The following is a 19,190-nucleotide window of genomic DNA, read 5'->3' as shown; positions in this document are numbered from 1 at the left end:
GATGAGGAGATCACGGTCCCGGAATATCCAGCCGCTCCTGCGCGAGATCAGCCTCTCGAAAACTGATCTGATCGCTCCCCTTTTTGTCGACGAACTGATCACAGCCCCCCGGCCGATCGAGGCGATGCCCGGCCAGTTCCGGTACCCCGTCAGCGGCATTGCCGGCGTGGCATCAGCCCTCTGGAAAAAAGGTATCCGTGCCATCCTGCTCTTTGGGGTCCCGAAGGAGAAAGACTCCGGGGGGACGTCCGCGTATCTCCCGGAAGGTGTCGTGCAGCAGGCGGTCCGCAGGGTCAAGGCGGAAGTGCCGTCGATGGTTGTCATAACGGACGTATGTGCCTGCGAGTACACGGACCACGGCCACTGCGGGATCGTGGGCGAGACCCGGTGCGGCCCTGACCTGCTCAACGACCAGTCCCTCATCCTGATGAATAAGATTGCTCTCAGCTATGCCGAGAGCGGTGCGGACATCGTTGCCCCGTCCTGCATGCTGGACGGGATGGTGGGGTCCATCCGGACGGCGCTCGACGATGCAGGGTTCGAGGAAGTCCTGATCATGTCCTATTCCACCAAGTTTGCCTCGGCACTGTACGGCCCGTTCCGGGAGGCGGCCGATTCCGGTTTTACGTTTGGCGACCGCTCGACCTACCAGCTCAGTCCCGGCAACAGCCGCGAGGCATTCCTCGAATCGCAGATGGACGCGGACGAGGGGGCCGACATCCTGATGGTGAAGCCGGCGGGGTTCTACCTCGATGTACTCTCGGAAGTAGCGACGATTGGCCTGCCGGTCGCCGCGTACCAGGTGAGCGGGGAATACTCGATGATAAAGTGTGCCGCGAAGAACGGCTGGCTGAACGAGCGGGAGACCGTACTCGAGAGCCTCACCTGTATCAAGCGGGCGGGCGCCGACCTGATCATCACCTATTTTGCAGGCGAGGTTGCCGGGTGGCTGGATGAAGAATAAGTCGAGCAGCGATCTTTTCGCGCTGGCAAAAACCCTGATGCCCGGCGGTGTCAGCAGCCCGGTGCGTGCAATCAGGCCCTACCCGTTCTATACGACCCGTGCACACGGTGCGCACCTGGAGACCGCGGACGGGACAACGCTCATCGACTGCTGCATGGCCTACGGACCGCTGATCCTCGGACACGCGAACCCGCTGATCCGGAAGGCAATCGAGGGCCAGCTGGAGAAGGGCTGGCTCTACGGCACACCATCTCCCCTTGAACCGGAGTTCGCGAAACTGCTCACGGATGATCACCCGGGCATGGACATGGTGCGGTTCGTCTCGAGCGGTTCGGAGGCGACGATGGCCGCGATCCGGCTCGCCCGGGGGTTCACCGGGAAGAAGGATATCGTGAAGGTCGAGGGCGGGTTCCACGGGGCGCACGATGCGGTGCTGGTCAGGGCAGGGTCCGGTGCGACCACGCTGGGTGTCCCGGACTCGGCGGGTGTCCTTGCCGATCTCGTGGCCCATACGCGGCAGGTCACCTACAATGATCCCGAAGCGCTGGAATCCGTCCTATCAGCCCACGATGACGTCGCCGCGCTCATTATCGAACCGGTACTGGGCAATATCGGGCCCATCCTGCCGCAGGACAACTATCTCCGGGAGATCCGGGAGATCACGAAGGCCCATGACGTGCTCCTGATCTTCGACGAGGTGATCACCGGCTACCGCATCGGCATTGGCGGGGCCCAGGTGAAGTATGGCGTGCGGCCGGATCTGACCACGCTCGGGAAGATCATTGGCGGCGGCCTGCCCATCGGCGCCTTTGGCGGGCGGCGGGAGATCATGGAGCAGATCGCACCGCAGGGCCCGGTGTACCAGGCCGGGACCTTCTCGGGCAACCCGCTCTCGCTTACGGCCGGGATCGCGACCCTGCGGTACCTGCACGACCATGCGTCCTTTTATCAGGATCTCGAACAGAAGACGCGGGGCCTTGAGGAATCCATGGGCGGGATGACGGGCGGCTCGTTTGTCCGGCTCGGCTCGATGTTCAAGTACTTCTTCCGCAGCGTCCCCCCGCAGAACTACCGCGAGGTGAAGGAATGCGATACCGCTGCCTTCGGCGCGTTCTGGAAACGGATGCTGGATGCGGGCATCTTCCTCCCGCCCTCGCAGTTCGAGACCAACTTCCTCTCCGCAGCGCACTCCGACCGCGATCTCTCCGCACTGGCACAGGCGTACACAAAATGTCGATAAAAATCGGGACCCGGGGCAGCAAGCTGGCCCTTGCACAGACCGAGACGGTCATAAAAAAACTGGGCACGCTCGGCATTGAGACCGAGAAAGTGATCATCAGTACGCAGGGCGATACTACCACGCAGGTGCCCCTCCACCAGATCGGGGGACAGGGCGTTTTTGTCCGGGCGCTGGACGATGCGATCCTTGCCGGGACCATTGACTGTGCCGTGCACAGCATGAAGGATATTCCCGCGTACCGGCCGAGCGGCCTTTTCACCGCCGCCGTGCTCAAGCGTGATTCTCCTGCGGACTACATCGCCCACAGGGTGTCACTGGGTAACGTGCGGGTCATCGGGACATCGAGCACCCGCCGGCGCGCCCAGCTCCTCCGGCACGACCCTGACATCACGATCAGGGACCTCCGCGGGAACGTGGACACCCGTATCCGGAAGATGAGCGCCGGCGAATACGATGCGATCATCCTCGCCGAGGCGGGGCTCACCCGGCTTGGGATCCGGATCCAGGGTGAACGGCTCCCCCCGGAGAAGTTCGTCCCGTCGCCTAACCAGGGCACGATTGCCGTGGTCAGCCGGGCCGACCCGTCGCTGATGGAAATACTCTCAGCTCTCGACCACCCGCAGACCCGCACCGATGTGATCATCGAACGGGCGGTGATGGAGCAGCTGGGCGGCGGCTGTTTCACTCCCTTAGGCATCTACTGCCGTGACGGCCACCTCATCGCCGAGGTCCTCTCGCTCGACGGGAAACGGACGGAACGGATCGATACCGTCATTGAGACTGTTGAGCAGGCACGGGAACAGGGCCGGCAGCTGCGGTCGAAAGCACAGGACCTCATCGACGAAGCATACAAAAAACTGGGGATTTTCGTACATGAACGGTAAAGTGTATCTGGTGGGTTCGGGACCCGGAAGCGTTGGCCTCCTGACGCAGCGGGGACGGGATGTGATCGATGCGGCGGACGTGGTGCTGTTCGACCAGCTTCCCGGCGAGGATATCCTCTCAACACTCCCGGCCCGGGCCGAGAAGATCGACTGCGGCAAGTACGGCGGGAAGCATACTCTCGAGCAGGACGAGATCGAGGCACTGATGGTCGACCGGGCACAGAAAGGGAAGATGGTGGTCCGGCTCAAGGGCGGCGATCCCTTCCTCTTCGGCCGTGGCGGGGAAGAACTTGAGACCGTGAGGAAAGCGGGCATACCTGTCGAGATGGTGCCCGGGATCTCGAGCGCCCTCGCCGTCCCCGCGTCGGTCGGCATCCCGCTCACCCACAGGAAATACGCTTCGCAGGTCACGATCCTGACCGGCAACGAGGACCCGACGAAACCGGAGCCTGCGCTCCACTGGGAACTGCTGGCAAAAAGCCACGGGACAATCGTTATCCTTATGGGAGTAGCGAACCTTGCAAAGATTGCAGCAGTGCTGGTGAAGAACGGAAAACCCGACAAAACCCCGGTCGCCATCATCGAGCGGGGCCTGAGGAAAGACCGCCGGGTTACGGCGGGCACCCTTGCGACGATTGCCGCTGTGGCGAAGACGGCCGGTGTGAAACCCCCGGCCGTGATCGTGATCGGCGATGTGGTGAACATGTATGACCCCGCACTGCCGGACCTGATACCCTTCGAGGGATAGGTATGGAATTCGTAGGCACTATTGAAAAGATCGAGAAAAGGATCTATGCGGCACTGATGATTATGCTCATCGTGGTCCTTCTCGCGGCAATCCTCGATCTCATCACGCTTGTTTTCCAGGCGCTCGTGACAGTCAGTCCTGCTGTCGTGGATACCCACGAAATGATTGTGCTGCTCGGTGGGTTTTTACTCGTGCTGATCGGTGTCGAGCTGCTCGATACGATCAAGGTCTACTTCCACGAGAACGCGATCCACGTGGAGATCGTGGTCCTCCTTGCAATCATTGCCGTGGCACGGAAGGTGATCCTGATCGATCCCACGACCGTGAGCGCCTTCGAGTACGGGTTCGAGCTGATGAGCATCGGTGTTATCGTGGTCGGGCTGTCGGCGGGGTATTTCCTGATCAAGAAGGCGGGTATTACGATTGGGCCGGGCCTGGCGGAGAAGAAGGAGTGAAGAATAAGCCTCCCATAGATCCGGTACCACCATTCATCGTTTTTCCTGTTAAAACAATTTCCCGAAATTTTTTTTACCTTATCTCTGATATGATTGATGCCGCCGCCACCCCCGGCGGGAAGCAATCGAAGATTGATATCTTCTCCACAGCCTATGGCTGTCTCCGCGGCGGTTCAGGAACTAACAAATTATTTGAAGGATCACCGACTGCCCCGCCGTGACTCGAAGTTCTCACGACCTTCTCGATTTCGTGGTTCTGATGAACCACTCAATCCCCCGAGAGGCCCTGATGCGGGGGAGACTCGCTGATATCGATTCTCTAACGATTCATAATAAGATATGAACGTATTACCCAATCGAAAAAATTATCCGGATACCTACTCCTGGTAGCAATGACAGGAAAACCTTCAACTAAAAAAAGGGGATTTTATCCGTCCGGTCAGAACAGCGGGTCTTTTCGTACGTATAAGCTGAACACCAGGCATGCTACGGCAAAAACAAGGAGCGGAAGCCCCTCGAGAGCCCGCAGGAATACCCGGTAATCATTGACATTTTTTGTTCCATTCATAGTACTTCCTCCCTTTGAATTCCACAGTACCGGAATACACCGCATACAGGATCCTGTCGAGCGCTTCCTTCTGATCCGGAGTCGGGGGAAAGAGCGGGTCACCGAGCATTGTTTCGATCTGCCGCATCACGTCACCGACATTGGTCATGGGAGGTGTCTCCGTACTGTCGTACTACAACATCGCGGGGGCCGGCTTATATATTCGTAAAATAGGCAGAGGTGATTCCCAGCACTTCCCCATGGATATGTTCAACCCGCAGGTTACAGGATCCGAAAAGATGTATGGAGGTCAAAAAAAGGGGGGGGACTCAAATTTATGCGAACATTGCACCTTCGACATCGACCGGGCTACGGTTGAAGTCGAGGCTGACCTTGGTTATTGCCGCAACGAAGTCTTCCTGTGTGATGGCCGGCCGTTCCTTACGGATCGCAAACATGCCGGCTTCCATGCAGATCGCCCGCAGGTCCGCGCCGTTCTTCCCGTCGGTAAGCTTTGCCACTTCCGCGAGGTTGACATCTTCGTCAACCGTGAGCGCCCGGCAGTGCACCTTGAGGATGGAGAGCCGGCCGTTCTCGTCCGGGAGCGGGATCTCGATGATCCGGTCGAACCGGCCGGGCCGCAGGAGCGCCTTGTCGAGGATATCGATCCGGTTGGTGGCACCGATGATCTTCACGTCGCCCCGGTTCTCGAAACCGTCCATGCCCGCCAGCAGCTGCATGAGCGTGCGCTGGACTTCGCGGTCGCCGGAGGTATTCGCCTCGGTCCGGCTTGCGCCGACTGCATCGATCTCGTCGATGAAGATGATGGTCGGGGCCTTCTTCTTTGCTAAGTCGAAGAGCTCGCGGACGAGCCGTGCCCCTTCGCCGATGTATTTCTGGACCAGTTCCGAGCCCACGACCCGCATGAAGTGGGCGTTGGTCTCGTGGGCCACCGCTTTTGCGAGCAGGGTCTTTCCCGTGCCCGGCGGCCCGTGGAGCAGCACGCCCTTGGGCGGGTCGATCCCGATCTTCAGGAAGAGGTCGGGGCGTTTCAGCGGCAGCTCGACTGCTTCCTTGATCTCGTTGATCTGCTTCTCCAGCCCGCCGATATCCGCATAGTTCTCCTGCGGGGAGTCCACCAGTTCCATGCCGTAGACCTGTGCATCGAACGAACTCGGGAGGAGCTCGACAATGGCAAGCGACTGCTGGTTCAGGGTGCACCGGGCACCGGGTTTTAATTCCTCTGCATTGATGGAGGGCGAACTCCTGACCAGGAACCGGGGGCCCGCGCTGCTCCGGACGATTACGCGGGACGCATCGACCACATCCGTGACCGTGCCGATGATAAGCGGAGGGCTCCGCAGCTGCTCGCTCTCGCTCTTGAGTTTCCGCACTTCCCGCTCGTACCGGATCTTCTGGGTCTCGATATACCGCTTGTCCGCCTCGACCTGCCGGAGCTGTTCCCGGAGCTCGAGGTTGCGGGATTCAAGGTTGCCGACACGCTCCATCATCTGGACTTCGAGATCGTGCTTGTCACTCTCGATCTGAGCGAGCTGCTCGCGGAGCTGTTCCGACAGTGTACGGTATAACCGGTACTCCTCTTCGGGCGTCTGAGGTTCCGTGGTCTGATGGAGGGTGTCGGCCATCTCGTGCCTCAATTAGCTATATAGGGAAACTGCATATAAAGTGTTTGTGAGGAGGCAATCGTCATTCGTGTTTCATTGCATTCAGTGGGCATTTATAGTCTGAAGGCGACCTTCTTGTGAGATTATGCAGTGTGAAATGTGCGGAGAAACCATTCGCGGTGCACCCAAGCTCGTGCGGGTCGAGGGGGCCGAGCTGCAGGTCTGCGCCAAGTGCGAGAAGTTCGGCACCGAGGTCCAGCAGGTCCGGCGCACGGATATTGTGCGCATGGCCCCCGCTGCCCGGCAGGGCAGTGCAAAGGCCCCGGTTGCCGCCCGGTCCCAATACCGGAAACGGGACCTGTTTGACTTTATCGAAGGCGATATTGTCGACGATTATAACGAGCGGATCCGTCGTGCCCGGATCGAGAAGGGGCTTTCCCAGAAGGAGCTCGCCATGCAGATGAAGGAGAAGGAGCACCTCATCCAGAAGATCGAGAACCATGACCTGATCCCCGAGGAGAACGTCCGGAAGAAACTGGAGAAGGTCCTCGGCATCCGGCTGATCGATGCGCCGGAGACAGAGGCGGACAAGAAAGTGCACGGCACCCTTGCCCCCACCCTTGGCGACCTGACGGTCATCCGGAAAGCGAAGAAATAAGAACCCGGGAAAATCCCTGCTGGAAAAAATTCCCGGGGAGGAAAAATTCCATGATACTGAATATTTTTTAACTTTTCTTTGCAGTGCCTGACGTGTCTTCATCGGCAGCGTAGATCAGAGGGCTCTGTTGGCTCTTGACAGATGTGCCCTTATCCCTGCTGCGCCCATATCCCGCGGATGAGTCAATCGGGTTCTTGTCCCCGTACCGTGGCTCCATTTTCATCGTACCATCGTCCTGCATGATCCGGGCCATTGCGGGCTCTGCCGGGACATCCGGCTGGAGTGCGCCCCTGGGCCGGATCAGGGTGCTGCTCTTTGAGGGGGTTGCACCGGACGGGGATGCGGACGAACCCTGCGTAAGTTCCTGACGGCTGCGTTCCCCGTCCTGCCGGGACATCGTCATGGCGATCGCCTTGAAGTCGAGCAGTTCCCCGATCAGTCCATTGACCATCGCTTCCATATCCCGTACCTCTTTCTCAAGTGCTGCGATCCGGGCTTCCGGTACACCGGTTTCTAAAATTTTCATAATCGTAATCAGTTTCTCCTGCTGATCGGGTTCGTACCCGAAAAAATTAATCTGTGCATCCGACTGCGCATATATAACACTACTGATGATCGCTGACATATTAAAGTGAGGAGTAGACCCCCGGTGACGGGCCGGATAGTTGAGATGGCTGATGGGGTGGCGTGAGAGCGATGGGAGGAACCCCGCGATGCAAATTGAGAGGGCACACCCTTTGCCATTTGGTTCCGGGAGAGCAAGTCTCCCATTCCCTTATGTAAAAATTTCATAGTGCTCACTGACCGGGTTTTCCCTTGAGCGATGAGAAAATTATATCGGCCATCCATGCATTGTCGTTAGTAAAAAAGAGGCGGAGATCACGAAAAAAATAAACACGATATTAATCATCGCACTGTGTCTTTCGTTCCTCGTACTGCCTGTAATCGCAGCGAAGGAAGGGCAGGGGATTCATGCCGGTATCACGGTCGGGGCCGCAGAGAATAACGGCCCGTCTCATGGTGACAAGAGTGGTGTAAGCGGGGCTGGAGACAATAACCTATCCGCCACGCCAGCCCTTGAAGTCTCCCGGGGAGATCAACAGGGAGCACAGGACAGGAACAGGAATAACCCGGCAGAGACACCACGCAACATCTCACAAATCCCCGGGCTGAAGAACCAGAGCGGCGGGGATCACGGAGCCTCTCTGCGGAATGCGAGCACGGTCCCGCCGGGTTGGGTAAAGAACCCGAACGAGGTCCGGGATGCAGTCCATACATTGCTCGCCATGGAAAACCGCACGGGAGGCATCGGCCCCCAGGTCTCGGCAATTGCCCGGGAGTTCAATAACTCCGCGAATGCAAGCCAGCAGTACGAGAACCGGATCAACAACCGGGATGCGTTCAGCCGGTTCTTCTTTGGCAGTGACCGGCAGGCTGCAACCGAACTTGCAAACCTGACCGCCCTGAACCAAGCCCGCATCAGCGAGATCGAGAACCTCATGAATACCACGGCACTCGATGCAGATACCCGCTCCATGATGGACGAGGAACTACAGTTACTGCAGCAGAATGTGGCATTTGATCAGCAGCTCTCCACACAGGCAAAACAGGACCGCGGGCTCTTTGGCTGGTTCGGGTGAAGATCGCCGGGCGGAACCCGGTGTGCGAAGGGAGGGTATCCCGCCAAACCCCCATTGCTTTGGTTTTTCCGGAGGGGGTTCTCTCTCCCCCATATTGGGGCGTAAATTTATATCGTGTCTGTTTTAGCTGCGATTTTTCCTATTTGTTACATCTCAATTTTTGGTACATGAATATGCCTATGAGTGCTGCCGCTCCGGTACCCGCAATAACTGCTGCCAGTATTTCCGCTCCTGCAATCTTCAATCCAGCAACCGCTATTATCACGATTATCGCCAGGGCCGTTTTTATTGTCAGATCTTTTTTTTGTTTTGAATTCATACCGAATCCTCCGCTTCATCAGCCAGATGGTAAAGGAGAAACTGGTGTCTTATACAAATTCGTTCACCAGATATGAAATTCTCAATTCATAAAATAAGCCCCGCGATTTATCATCCGTAATTTTCATCCAGATAGGTACCCGGTCACTTCACGCCACAGGTAAGATTGCCCCCCTCCCGGTACAACCCGATCGGGTTGCCTTCAGTATCCACCATCATACCCATCACGCCAGTCCAACGATCTTCTACGACAAAAAACAATGATTTCTCCAGATCTATGAAATGATGAGATCAAATGGAAAATAATATCCTCAAAAAGAATAATTGAAATTTAATGCCAAAATTTTGTCCGAATTGTGGAGAGAGAATTTCGGATAAGGTAAAATTTTGTCCGGAATGTGGAGCGGAAATTAAGTTGTTTTCTGTAGATAAGAACGAGAAATCAACCGTAGATGAGAAATCAATTGCAGATGAGAAACCAGCGGTAGATGAGAATTCAACCTTATATGAGAACTCAACGGCAGATGCCAATAAAAACGACATTAACATTGAAGATAAGACGATTGAGAGAAAACATCGTCCGTCCCGGGTAGCTCTTTACGGAGCGGGGATTATTGTAATTCTTATCCTGCTATTAGCCATCGGAGCTGTATTCTATACGTCTTCCCATGGAATCCCGTCAAATATCCAATCAATATTTAATTTGAATCCTGCACAAACCGGTGTTTCAGCGCAGCAGATGGTCAGTGCAAGCTGTGAGACAGCAGTTACACCAATACCGTCGGTGATCGTGAACGTCACCCAGCCTCCCGTAACCCCAACAGTAATCCCGACCACGCCGGAAACGAAGGAAGAATATATGCATCGCACGGGCGGTATGTATCTTGGCCAGGGGTTCATCATCAACAGACAGAATGTGAGCGGGTATAAGGACCTGAAGGTCAACGTGTCTGTTTACCGGTACCGGTTTTTTGATGGCTTTAACGAAAGCGGGGATGCTGCATCGGGCACGACTGTTTATATTCCCCGTGTCCCGGACCCGGGCGAGAAATTCCTGTTTGTATTTGTAAGGATGGAGATGCCCGGGACGGATGAGACGAATGATCCGAGGATGTGGGGTTTCAGTTCATCATTGTTTGCCATACAATATAACGGATCCCTGATTTCAGAATACTCAAAGCATGTAAAGTGCGAACCGATCAAGGAAATGGAAAATACATGGACACAAAACGGGGATATAAGTATCTCGGATTATGGATATACCAGGGTTGAGAGTATAGCACATCCGACGAGTGGAAATGGATGCAGCTATAATTCATATCTCCGGTTTGGTAAATCAAATGCCTGGGACGGGTACATCATTTACCAGGTTCCCCCAAGAGGCGTCCGATAAGGACCTGATCGTTTCGGCGTCCTTTGGCGGATTTGGGAGTGCATGGTGGTATTTGCAGGGAAATAATTAAAGGACCGGTCGGATATGACAAGAATTTGATCTCCCTCCTCCGGAACAGGCCGGGCGATTGATATGGACGACGGTCTGGCGTGAGGATCGCGGGGCAGAACCCAGGATCATGAGGGGGGGAACACCTCACGGCCATCATTGGACAGGCTCGATTTTGTCAAACACAAAACATAAGCCTAACAAAACACTATGAGGGGGTAACGGCATTCGATGCCTGTAGGAAAGGGAGGAAGACGATGGTGACACTCACTGCGGAAATGAAAGAAGTATTTGCGAAGAATAAACCTTATGCCATTGCCACAGCATCCAAAAAGGGAATCCCCAATGTTGCACCGATGAACACGGTGCAGATTGTTGCTGATGACACAATCTGGATCGGGGACAACTACATGGTAAAGACGCTTGCAAATGTGAGGGAAAACCCCCATATGGCACTCTATATATGGGATCCTGAAAAGAAGCGTTGTTTCCAGATCAAGGGGACTGTAACGGTGAAAACCAGCGGTCCGGAGTATGAAAAGATCAAGGCGCAGATAAAAGCAAAAGGCCCACAGTATCCTGCAAAGGGATTGCTGATCCTGAAAATCACGGAAGTATTCGATTGTACGCCCGGACCAAATGCCGGGAAAAAAATTGAATAATTTTTTTATTTTTCATTTGTAACTATTCAGCCGGATCCTGACGTCGCTGGTAATTGCCCGGGAGTTCAAAACTCCGCGAATGCAAGCCAGCAGTACGAGAACCGGATAAATAACCGGGATACGTTCAGCCGGTTCTTCTTTGGCGGTGACCGGCAGGCTGCAACCGAGCTGGCAAACCTGACCGCCCAGAACCGGGCCCGCATCAGCGAGATCGAGAACCCCATCGGAAATTACGGGAAGTAACTGAGTAATCACTGCGGCTGCTGCTCGTGAACCTTTTGCTCTTTCTCCTCTTTCCCGATCGTTTTTGCAAACGCGATCGTGCCCGTCATATCCCCGAGCGTCATGGTCTGGAGAGCGGTTGACGGCACAATAACGATGGTTGCCTGTCCCCCCTTCAGCCCTTCGTACAGCATGTTCATTGCCCGCAGGTGAAGTGCGGTGGGATTGTGCTCGTAACTCTTTGCAGCCTCTTCGAACTTCTCGGCGATCTGCCGTTCGGAATCCCCGAGAATGACCCGGGCCTGCCGCTCGCGCTCTGCCTGTGCCTGCATGGACATGGCATCCTGGAGTGCGCCGGGGATGACGACATCGCGGATCTCGACGGAAAGGATGCTGATGCCCCACCCGCTCACACGGCTCCCGATCAGCCGCTGGAGTTCGGTGTCAATGGCTTCCCTCCCGGTGAGCATATCGGAAAGGATGGTCTTGCCGATCACGTCCCGGAGTGCTGTCTGCGATGCCAGCGAGATTGAGCCCTGGTAATCCTTGACCTCCAGCGCAGCTTTCTCTACATCGACCACCTGCCAGAAGAGCACGGCATCCACGTTGACCGGGACCGTGTCTTTGGTCAGCGTCTGCTCGGCCGTGAACGAGGTGGTGATCACCCTGAGATCGATCAGGTACGGGACCCTGTTGAGGAACGGGATGATAAGGAACAGCCCGGGTCCCCTGATGCCGACGAATTTTCCCAGGAACAGGACCACTGCCCGCTCCCACTGGTTGGCAATCCGTATCGCCATGGCGAGAATCGCAACCACCACGACCAGAATTACTGCAAGAATCACGAGGGTAAAACTATCCATGTTCAATTCCTCCCGGAACCATCCATCCGGCACTTGTCATATGTTGGACAAGAGCGATGATTATCTGCCGGAGTATATATGTGTGGGGATCGTGCCGTACCTGGAGTGAGGATAGCGGGGCGGAACTCGGAACGAGTGGGGGGGGGTCTGTCGCCAACCCCCTCTCCATTTTGTTTTCAAATGCGATCAGACCCCCCTCCCATGCAGGGCCGGACGGCCCGGAATAAGTGCGTGGTTACCGTCCCGTGAGCACGCTGGCGATCGTCAACCCCGGCGAATCGGATATCCTGTCCTTTATGCGAGCATGAAAGGATCGGGGTAAACGTCTCATTGACGGTTTACGCGCCGGTATCGTAGGTTCTGATACCCTGCGGGAGAGGTGCCCGTCAAACCAGAGCGCCCTAAAGACCGCCATCCTGCTCATTCACGTGGATGAATGGATGATCACGCAGTCCAAAAATTGATCAGGCAGCCACCGGAATCGCGATCAGAATAAAAAACCGGGATCAGAGAATGATCTCGATATCCAGTTTTTCTGCCAGTTCCTTGTACCGGTTACGGATAGTGACTTCGGTCACACCTGAAACTTCCGCTACTTCGCGCTGGGTGCGCCGCTCCCCGCTCAGGATGGAAGCGATGTATATCGCTGCTGCCGCGACACCGGTCGGCCCCCTGCCGCTCGTCAGTTCACGTTCGGAGGCCTGCCGGAGGATCTCAATGGTCCGGCTCTGGACCTCTCCATGGAGGGTGAGACCCGAGCAGAACCGGGGCACATAGTCCAGCGGGGAGGTCGGCAGGAGCCTTAAGCCAAGCTCACGGGAGACGAACCGGTAGGTCCTGCCGATCTCTTTTCTCGAGACACGGGAGACTTCCGCAATCTCATCGAGAGTGCGGGGCACGCTGCACTGCCGGCAGGCGGCATAGAGCGTTGCTGCTCCAACGCCCTCGATACTCCGGCCGCGGATCAGGTTCTTGTCGACTGCGTCACGATAGACCATTGCTGCGGTCTCACGGATGTTCCGCGGCAGGCCCAGTGCGGAGGCCATGCGGTCCAGTTCCGAGAGTGCGAACGCAAGGTTCCGCTCGGTCGCGTTGCTGACACGGATCCGGCGCTGCCACTTGCGGAGACGGTAGAGCTGGGCCCGGTTCTTGGAAGAGATCGACCTGCCGAACGAGTCCTTGTTGCGCCAGTCGATCATGGTGGAGAGACCCTTGTCGTGGATCGTGAGGGTCATCGGTGCACCGGTACGGGCCCGTTTATTCCGCTGGTCGGTATCAAACGCACGCCACTCGGGACCGCGGTCGATGAACTCGTCATCGATCACCAGCCCGCAACTCTGGCAGACCAGTTCTGCCCGCTCACGGTCGTGGGTCAGCTGCCGGCCGCCACACTCCGGACAGGTAGTTTCGGTCTGGCTTTCCGCGTTCTTCTCCTGCTCTCTCTGTTTCGTTCGTGATTTGAACGATTCGCGCTGAGACTGGAGGACTTTTAGTTTTTCAATTTCCTGCATTCACATTTCCCTGACTGATGATCTTTTTGTCTCGTATTTTCTGCTGCATGGGACCGGCATACTGCGGGGAGGCCGCTTTCGTTGTGAAGGGTTTTTCATGGGGCCGTACTGTGCATTTTCCCCCGGTAGTGGACGGTTGTATAAGGGGTCCCGACGTTCCCAAAGAGATCGGTGATCCTGCCGGTTATCTTCATCCTCGGGTCAGTTATATCGTTATAATGTGGGTGGTGCCGGTGTCTGTCACACGACATACTGAGGATCCGGCGCCGGGGTTCTCAATAGTCCGTCCAACAACGTTCACACAATCTCATGGATAAAATGGTGAAGGATCAGTTGGTAGTTTTTATATGAACGGCAGTCCGGTATTTAAAACATTGTGCGTATCGACACGATGACGGCAACAAATGATGCCGGTATCCTTAATATCTCACGGAGATCCTGATCATACGGGAAAGTCATGGGTGTCTTCCGCTACGAGAGCAAATATTCCGCCCCGACGAAAGAGCAGCGGGACCGTTACATGCGGGGGGAACGCGAAGAGCATACGTTCGGGAACGATGGCGAGATTGTCCTCATCCTCTACGATGAAGCCGCATATCTCAAAGATGACCAGGAAGGTGTCCGCATCCTGTTCACGGGTGTGCAGGACAAGCAGAAAGTCCAGGACGAGGTGCGCCGGATGCTCGAAGAGCACGGGCAGAAAGAGCACCGGCCGGATGAGTCCGGGACCGGAAGCGGGCAGTGATCTTTCGCGATATGATGTACCATGGCACGTACCTCGTGTCCGGTTCCCGGGGTTCTGGTGCGTAAGCGGGTATCAACTACGGCATTTCCACACAATAATGCGCATTCACCGGAGTCTGCGTTCATCTGCCTGTTTCTGAATTCGCATGAAATTTTCATTCCGCGGGCATTCGTGCGGATTCACCTCATTCACCGGAATCCACTTCCCTTCCCACGGGTTGAACCGGGCCGGGCAGGACATTTCTTTGACTGCCGATCCATCGAGTCCTGGCACCATCCTGATTTTGATGTATTCACAATCCCTGCAAAAATGATAATTGCCCATCTGCGATCTCCTGTCTGGGGGAATTCACCAGACTTGATGTGGTCTCTTGTATGAATGAGGTTATATGCCTTAGTGTGATGTTGATAGGCCGGCAGAAATGCGTGGGAGGGCAGCCTGGATAAGGATGCTTCTTGACGCCCGCAATGATAAAAAAACGGAACGTACCAAAGGGTCCGGGCGCGAGGGTCACAAAATTTTATTGTCCCGCAGTTCTTAATGTGCAGGTATGTCCCCGGCACTTGTCCCGCCATCCGGTCCGGCCAAGCGGGAGGCGATCATTGCCGGCACGAAGCCCCGGTCCCTCTGGAGAAAGATCCGGCTGGCATTATTTGATCTGGGCATCGGCAGAAAGGTACCCGGTTTTCCCTGGGTCATGTGGATGAGGAATAAAAAACAGTGACGGCTGAGATCTGATTATTTTCACACCCCGGTACCACATTATAAAAAGCTGGACATCCGGTGTTGAATAAGGCAATTGTCATGCATGGAGCGGGAAATGAACGATAAAAAATCTCCGGCATACCGCCGGCTGACATTCCGCATCCATGCATTACGCCAGATGTTCCAGCGGAGAATATCTGATTCTGATATCCGCGAACTGCTCGGGCTCGGCAGGATTATAGAAGAGTATCCCGATGACGTTCCGTATCCCAGTTTCCTTATCTCAGGGATGGTGAACGGCCGCCCGCTTCACAGGGTAATGGCATACAATAATGTAGATCGTGAAGCAATTGTTATCACAGCATACGAACCAGACCCGGATTCATGGTCTGATAACTTTACGCGGAGGAAATCATGAAGTGCGTCATCTGCAAACATGGGGAGACAAAAGAGGGCACGACAACCGTCACGTTTGACCGGGACGGGATGACCCTTGTCGTGAAGGATGTCCCCGCCCAGATCTGCACGAACTGCGGGGAGGATTACGTGGACGAGCATGTTGCCCATGAGATTCTTGCCATCGCGGAACGTATGGCAAAGAGCGGGGCACAGGTCGATGTCCGGAGATATGTTCCCGGCTCCGCCATGCCCTGTTAGTTTCACTCTTTTTTCCATTGCTTTCAAATTTTTTAGAGCGGGCGACCCCCCCACGTGATCGCGGGCGGGAGGAGCTGGTCCGGAAAATCCCCTACCGGGAACGCTCCACGTCCAAAATCACGTGCCCTTGTTTATCCGGCTCCTGTAACATCGCTAAATACGACCTCATTTATTCCCGCCGGAGACCGCCCAATTATTCCCGCCCGGTTCCGCGTTTTTCCGAATTATGACCTCCCGGACACGGGTGTTGGGGGAAAAGAGGTACAACCGGGCCTGCTGCGGGCTCCGCTGTACCAGAATTCCCCCAAGGGTTTTCAGGGGGTAAAAGATCCTTCGCTCCGACGGTGGATCCCTGCCTGGGTACGATGTGGAGGTTCAGGTCTCCAGGTCTCCCGGGTTGGGTAAAAGCCTGAGACGATCAAAAAAAATTCGAGCTTGGTATGGTCGGACCGGTCACCAAAAAATTTCCGTCCCGCGTGCAATCCTCCGGAGAAAAATTCGAAAAAAAATTTACAAAAATCCGCAATGAAAAAATTAAAAAACCGTTGTAATTTGATCCCTGCATTCGTCAGGAGATTATCATGCCACGAACTCTGGTTCTATACCAGACACCGAGTCCGCTTGCGATGGCAAAAAGAATGACGATAACGATGGTGAGGCCGGGCTGACTATCAGGATGTACCACCATGTTGAGGTATATAACCAGTCCCTCCAGAAGGGCAAGGAGGACTACCATCATTGGTAAGTTATACTTCTTTTGCGTCATGCTAACTTCAAGCTACAATATATCTGCTAATTTTAAAGACTTGGTTATTTATTCCCATCCTGATGGTGACGATATTAATTCAGCACATAGAGAATACGTCACAGGGCAGATCAAAATTTCCTTTTTACTTAAACACAGTCAACAGCGTGTGATTAAAAAATTCCGAGGGCAGAAATATATTAAAAATACACTTAATCTCCGGGTCACCATATACATTAAGACGATAGATTCGAGGAATATCATATGAACAGTTTCTGGGAAGAGCGTTTCCATGATGAGGGTAGAATATGGGGCGACAGTCCCAGCCGGACCGCAGTGTATGCAATTGATCTCTTTAAAAAAACCGGGGTACATGAAGTACTTATACCGGGCTCCGGATATGGTCGCAATGCTGATGCATTTTCCCGGGCGGGTTTTGAAGTCACCGGTATAGAGATCTCAAAAACAGCGCTTTCCATAGCGAGGCAGGGATCTCCGGAAGTCCGATATCACTATGGATCGGTACTCGATATGCCCTTAGACAATTCAGTGTATGATGCTATCTACTGTTTCAATGTTCTTCACCTGTTCCGAAAGAATGATAGAGTGGAATTTCTGGAACGATGCTGTGACCAGCTAAAAGATGGAGGGGTAATATTCTTTGTGGTTTTTTCCGATAAGGATTCTAGTTACGGCACTGGTAAAATGGTTGAGGAGAACACCTTCGAGAGCAAACCCGGACGTGAAGTCCACTATTATACTGATGACGATCTCGTTTCTGAGTTCCGTGGTTTTGAGATCATCACAACTGGCATGATGGAGGATCCTGAAGAGCATGGCAAAGAAGGCAAGCACATTCACCTGCTCAGGTATATCTATGCCCGCAAACGAGCAATAATTTGCTCTTGAGAGATCATTTTTCAAAGGAAATGATTGGCAGTCAATTTTTTACTTAATTCGCAGTCAACAGTGTGTTATTTAAAAAAATCTTCCCGGCCATTCACGCAAGCATCTGTCCCGACACAACCGGCTTCCCCCCGCGGTCGATCTCGACCAGCGAGTTCGGCGTGACCAGGAAGAACCTCCACGTCCCGTGCTTGGACCGGAGCCAGAGCTCGGCCGTGATGGCCTTATCCCGGGCAATGATCCGGAGCTGGGCGATCTCTTCTTTGAATTCATCGGCAAGCTGCTGGATTGTCGCGAGGATTGCCGGCGCGAACATGACCCGGCTGAATGTGACCGGGATCTTCGATACGATCGCGATGTCGAAGATCCGCTCCGGTCCGCTCAGTGCCACCTGGACGATGCCGCGGGCTTTTGCGATCGGGATCGCTTCCGCGAGCGCCCGGTGGGGGCGGGGGTCGCGGAGAATTTATTCCCCTTTCCCCTCAATAATCTCGGCAACCTTCTTTCCGGTCTCGATTATCTGGTAATACCGGTCCCTGTTTTCGTCCGGAGTCAGGCATTCCACGAGTCCGACTTTCTCCAGCTCCTAGACGGCCCGGCTCATCGTTGAGCGGGCGACACCGCATCCCCGCCGGCGCCGGGGCTGTGGCCGGGCCGGGGATCGCGTGGGGCACGGGGGCCGGGGAGGGGAATGCCGGCGCACTGACACCAGAAAAACAGCGGCAGTCTGGGAAGAACTCCTGCGCAGGGCACAACAGGGCACGTTCATTTCAGGCTATACCGGGTATCTTGTCCGGTGTGTCAAGCCGGGCTGGTGGCCGATCCTAAATCCGATGGATAACGGTCGGATAAGCGAGGTCCTGATTATTCCTTCCGGACCGCCGGGTGCAGTGCTGCCAGACGTATCACCGTTAACAGATAATGCAGCTGGCCGCGAATAGTAAATCCCCTGGAAAGGATCCAGACAAATGGATACCTGGCCACCACCGGGCCAATGGTTTCGGCCAATTCCAGGGGAGTAAACAGGATGAAGGGCGTCAGATCTCCCTGAGATCGAAGGGTGGCAAGGAGTTCAACCCCGTTCATCTCGGGCATATCGTAATCTGATAAGATGACATCAACCGGTGTGAGCGAGATGTTTTCCAGAAGCTCTCTTGCCGAAGAGAACGCATGCATCCTGATCCCGCCCTGTCGCTGGAAAAGCAGGCAGATCATGAAGGCGCTATGCGAATCATCATAGACATAGGCTACAGATATCATCGGTTCTTCTCCCGATCTGCCGGAATCCGGATATTTCTGATTCGTCTTTTCATTTCATGCATCCCGGGGTAAACTCCCGGTTCCCATCACGGGAGGGTGAACCCTTGCGGGTTTGCGGAATTTTCTCAGTCTTAAAACGACCTGCCCCGTTGTACTAAGCAGCATCGCAGGCAGATCCTGACCCGACACATGCGGCGGCATAAAATTTCGTCCCCGGTATCAGTTGTGCTGGTGATCCCCCGTGCCGGGTAGACGACACTGAGGGTGATCCTGGTTAGATTGCATACCTGGGTATGAGGGGTAAGGGGGTGTCTTGCGGCACCTCCTGATTATTACCGGGAAGGCGTTGGCCCTCCCCGGGAACCCAAATCCGATACTTGCTATTCCATTCTCC

24 protein-coding genes and 2 pseudogenes are annotated in these 19,190 nt (G+C 55.1%); 15 read left to right on the top strand and 11 right to left on the bottom strand.

The window, feature by feature from the left end; all coding sequences use genetic code 11:
• Position 1 precedes the first annotated feature (1 nt).
• Genes hemB through ABSG49_RS09050 form a run of 6 tightly spaced genes read left to right on the top strand, consistent with a single transcriptional unit; the run spans position 2 to position 4,512 of the window.
• Positions 2–964, top strand: a complete 963-nt coding sequence (gene hemB, locus ABSG49_RS09075; protein ID WP_424025808.1) for a porphobilinogen synthase — start codon at positions 2–4, stop codon at positions 962–964.
• Positions 954–2,204, top strand: coding sequence for a glutamate-1-semialdehyde 2,1-aminomutase (hemL, locus tag ABSG49_RS09070; RefSeq protein WP_424025807.1), 1,251 nt, complete (start codon positions 954–956; stop codon positions 2,202–2,204). Before hemB ends, hemL begins: the two co-directional genes overlap by 11 nt.
• Entirely contained in the window at positions 2,195–3,088 is an 894-nt protein-coding gene (gene hemC / locus ABSG49_RS09065; RefSeq protein ID WP_424025806.1) for a hydroxymethylbilane synthase, read from the top strand. Before hemL ends, hemC begins: the two co-directional genes overlap by 10 nt.
• A complete protein-coding gene (gene cobA / locus ABSG49_RS09060) occupies positions 3,078–3,836 on the top strand; it encodes a uroporphyrinogen-III C-methyltransferase (RefSeq protein ID WP_424025805.1) in 759 nt (252 codons plus the stop codon). The genes hemC and cobA overlap by 11 nt, the downstream gene beginning before the upstream one ends.
• Before the next feature lie 2 nt (positions 3,837–3,838).
• Positions 3,839–4,291: a phosphate-starvation-inducible PsiE family protein gene (locus tag ABSG49_RS09055; RefSeq protein ID WP_424025804.1), complete on the top strand. Its 453-nt coding sequence runs from the start codon at positions 3,839–3,841 to the stop codon at positions 4,289–4,291.
• Complete coding sequence (locus tag ABSG49_RS09050) at positions 4,288–4,512, top strand: hypothetical protein (RefSeq protein ID WP_424025803.1); 225 nt, start codon at positions 4,288–4,290, stop codon at positions 4,510–4,512. Before ABSG49_RS09055 ends, ABSG49_RS09050 begins: the two co-directional genes overlap by 4 nt.
• Before the next feature lie 321 nt (positions 4,513–4,833).
• On the opposite strand, the gene ABSG49_RS09045 is transcribed toward ABSG49_RS09050, so the two are convergent.
• The 3 genes and pseudogenes from ABSG49_RS09045 to ABSG49_RS12275 form a co-directional block, all read right to left on the bottom strand.
• Positions 4,834–5,007, bottom strand: coding sequence for a hypothetical protein (locus ABSG49_RS09045; RefSeq protein ID WP_424025802.1), 174 nt, complete (start codon positions 5,005–5,007; stop codon positions 4,834–4,836).
• 166 nt (positions 5,008–5,173) lie between these two features.
• The gene (locus tag ABSG49_RS09040; protein WP_424025909.1) at positions 5,174–6,349 is read right to left on the bottom strand and encodes a proteasome-activating nucleotidase; all 1,176 of its coding nucleotides are present in this window, start codon (positions 6,347–6,349) and stop codon (positions 5,174–5,176) included.
• Positions 6,350–6,565: 216 nt separating this feature from the next.
• Positions 6,566–6,676, bottom strand: a pseudogene (locus ABSG49_RS12275) (hypothetical protein); the annotation flags it as partial.
• On the opposite strand from ABSG49_RS12275, the pseudogene ABSG49_RS09035 reads away from it, so the two are divergent.
• Positions 6,624–7,121 (top strand): annotated as a pseudogene (locus ABSG49_RS09035) (multiprotein bridging factor aMBF1); the annotation flags it as partial. The pseudogenes ABSG49_RS12275 and ABSG49_RS09035 overlap by 53 nt on opposite strands.
• A 67-nt stretch (positions 7,122–7,188) precedes the next feature.
• Here the strand turns inward: ABSG49_RS09035 and ABSG49_RS09030 are convergent.
• Positions 7,189–7,647, bottom strand: coding sequence for a hypothetical protein (locus ABSG49_RS09030; protein ID WP_424025800.1), 459 nt, complete (start codon positions 7,645–7,647; stop codon positions 7,189–7,191).
• 751 nt (positions 7,648–8,398) lie between these two features.
• On the opposite strand from ABSG49_RS09030, the gene ABSG49_RS09025 reads away from it, so the two are divergent.
• Entirely contained in the window at positions 8,399–8,761 is a 363-nt protein-coding gene (locus tag ABSG49_RS09025) for a hypothetical protein (protein WP_424025799.1), read from the top strand.
• 139 nt (positions 8,762–8,900) lie between these two features.
• Here ABSG49_RS09025 and ABSG49_RS09020 read toward each other — a convergent pair whose 3' ends face one another.
• Positions 8,901–9,080, bottom strand: a complete 180-nt coding sequence (locus ABSG49_RS09020) for a hypothetical protein (protein WP_424025798.1) — start codon at positions 9,078–9,080, stop codon at positions 8,901–8,903.
• A 333-nt stretch (positions 9,081–9,413) separates the two neighbouring features.
• On the opposite strand from ABSG49_RS09020, the gene ABSG49_RS09015 reads away from it, so the two are divergent.
• Together ABSG49_RS09015 and ABSG49_RS09010 are read left to right on the top strand one after the other, a co-directional pair.
• Positions 9,414–10,472, top strand: a complete 1,059-nt coding sequence (locus ABSG49_RS09015) for a zinc-ribbon domain-containing protein (protein ID WP_424025797.1) — start codon at positions 9,414–9,416, stop codon at positions 10,470–10,472.
• A gap of 305 nt (positions 10,473–10,777) precedes the next feature.
• Positions 10,778–11,182 carry a pyridoxamine 5'-phosphate oxidase family protein gene (locus tag ABSG49_RS09010; RefSeq protein WP_424025796.1) on the top strand — a complete coding sequence of 135 codons (405 nt, stop codon included), beginning with the start codon at positions 10,778–10,780 and terminating at the stop codon, positions 11,180–11,182.
• Between the two features lie 65 nt (positions 11,183–11,247).
• Here the strand turns inward: ABSG49_RS09010 and ABSG49_RS09005 are convergent, their stop codons facing one another.
• The 3 genes from ABSG49_RS09005 to ABSG49_RS08995 form a co-directional block, all read right to left on the bottom strand.
• Positions 11,248–11,406, bottom strand: coding sequence for a hypothetical protein (locus ABSG49_RS09005; protein WP_424025795.1), 159 nt, complete (start codon positions 11,404–11,406; stop codon positions 11,248–11,250).
• A gap of 27 nt (positions 11,407–11,433) precedes the next feature.
• Positions 11,434–12,267, bottom strand: coding sequence for a slipin family protein (locus ABSG49_RS09000; protein ID WP_424025794.1), 834 nt, complete (start codon positions 12,265–12,267; stop codon positions 11,434–11,436).
• A gap of 506 nt (positions 12,268–12,773) precedes the next feature.
• The gene (locus ABSG49_RS08995; protein ID WP_424025793.1) at positions 12,774–13,778 is read right to left on the bottom strand and encodes a transcription initiation factor IIB; all 1,005 of its coding nucleotides are present in this window, start codon (positions 13,776–13,778) and stop codon (positions 12,774–12,776) included.
• Positions 13,779–14,235: 457 nt separating this feature from the next.
• On the opposite strand from ABSG49_RS08995, the gene ABSG49_RS08990 reads away from it, so the two are divergent.
• The 4 genes from ABSG49_RS08990 to ABSG49_RS08975 all read left to right on the top strand — a co-directional run bounded on the left by ABSG49_RS08990 (position 14,236) and on the right by ABSG49_RS08975 (position 15,885).
• Complete coding sequence (locus ABSG49_RS08990; RefSeq protein ID WP_424025792.1) at positions 14,236–14,523, top strand: hypothetical protein; 288 nt, start codon at positions 14,236–14,238, stop codon at positions 14,521–14,523.
• Between the two features lie 550 nt (positions 14,524–15,073).
• Positions 15,074–15,247: a hypothetical protein gene (locus ABSG49_RS08985; RefSeq protein WP_424025791.1), complete on the top strand. Its 174-nt coding sequence runs from the start codon at positions 15,074–15,076 to the stop codon at positions 15,245–15,247.
• Between the two features lie 96 nt (positions 15,248–15,343).
• Positions 15,344–15,646, top strand: coding sequence for a DUF4258 domain-containing protein (locus tag ABSG49_RS08980; RefSeq protein WP_424025790.1), 303 nt, complete (start codon positions 15,344–15,346; stop codon positions 15,644–15,646).
• Positions 15,643–15,885, top strand: coding sequence for a type II toxin-antitoxin system MqsA family antitoxin (locus ABSG49_RS08975; protein WP_424025789.1), 243 nt, complete (start codon positions 15,643–15,645; stop codon positions 15,883–15,885). The genes ABSG49_RS08980 and ABSG49_RS08975 overlap by 4 nt, the downstream gene beginning before the upstream one ends.
• Before the next feature lie 568 nt (positions 15,886–16,453).
• Here ABSG49_RS08975 and ABSG49_RS08970 read toward each other — a convergent pair.
• The gene (locus ABSG49_RS08970; protein ID WP_424025788.1) at positions 16,454–16,651 is read right to left on the bottom strand and encodes a hypothetical protein; all 198 of its coding nucleotides are present in this window, start codon (positions 16,649–16,651) and stop codon (positions 16,454–16,456) included.
• 243 nt (positions 16,652–16,894) lie between these two features.
• On the opposite strand from ABSG49_RS08970, the gene ABSG49_RS08965 reads away from it, so the two are divergent.
• Positions 16,895–17,539 (top strand): class I SAM-dependent methyltransferase, encoded by a 645-nt coding sequence (locus ABSG49_RS08965; protein WP_424025787.1) that lies wholly within the window; start codon positions 16,895–16,897, stop codon positions 17,537–17,539.
• A gap of 91 nt (positions 17,540–17,630) precedes the next feature.
• Here ABSG49_RS08965 and ABSG49_RS08960 read toward each other — a convergent pair whose 3' ends face one another.
• Together ABSG49_RS08960 and ABSG49_RS08955 are read right to left on the bottom strand one after the other, a co-directional pair.
• Positions 17,631–17,927, bottom strand: a complete 297-nt coding sequence (locus ABSG49_RS08960) for a hypothetical protein (RefSeq protein ID WP_424025786.1) — start codon at positions 17,925–17,927, stop codon at positions 17,631–17,633.
• Positions 17,928–18,400: 473 nt separating this feature from the next.
• Positions 18,401–18,796 (bottom strand): response regulator, encoded by a 396-nt coding sequence (locus tag ABSG49_RS08955; protein WP_424025785.1) that lies wholly within the window; start codon positions 18,794–18,796, stop codon positions 18,401–18,403.
• Positions 18,797–19,190: the final 394 nt, after the last annotated feature.

This window comes from Methanoregula sp. (assembly GCF_049510175.1).
Lineage (GTDB): Archaea > Halobacteriota > Methanomicrobia > Methanomicrobiales > Methanospirillaceae > Methanoregula.
Note: the sequence above shows the minus strand (reverse complement) of the source record. Positions and strands in the feature narration are given on the sequence as shown.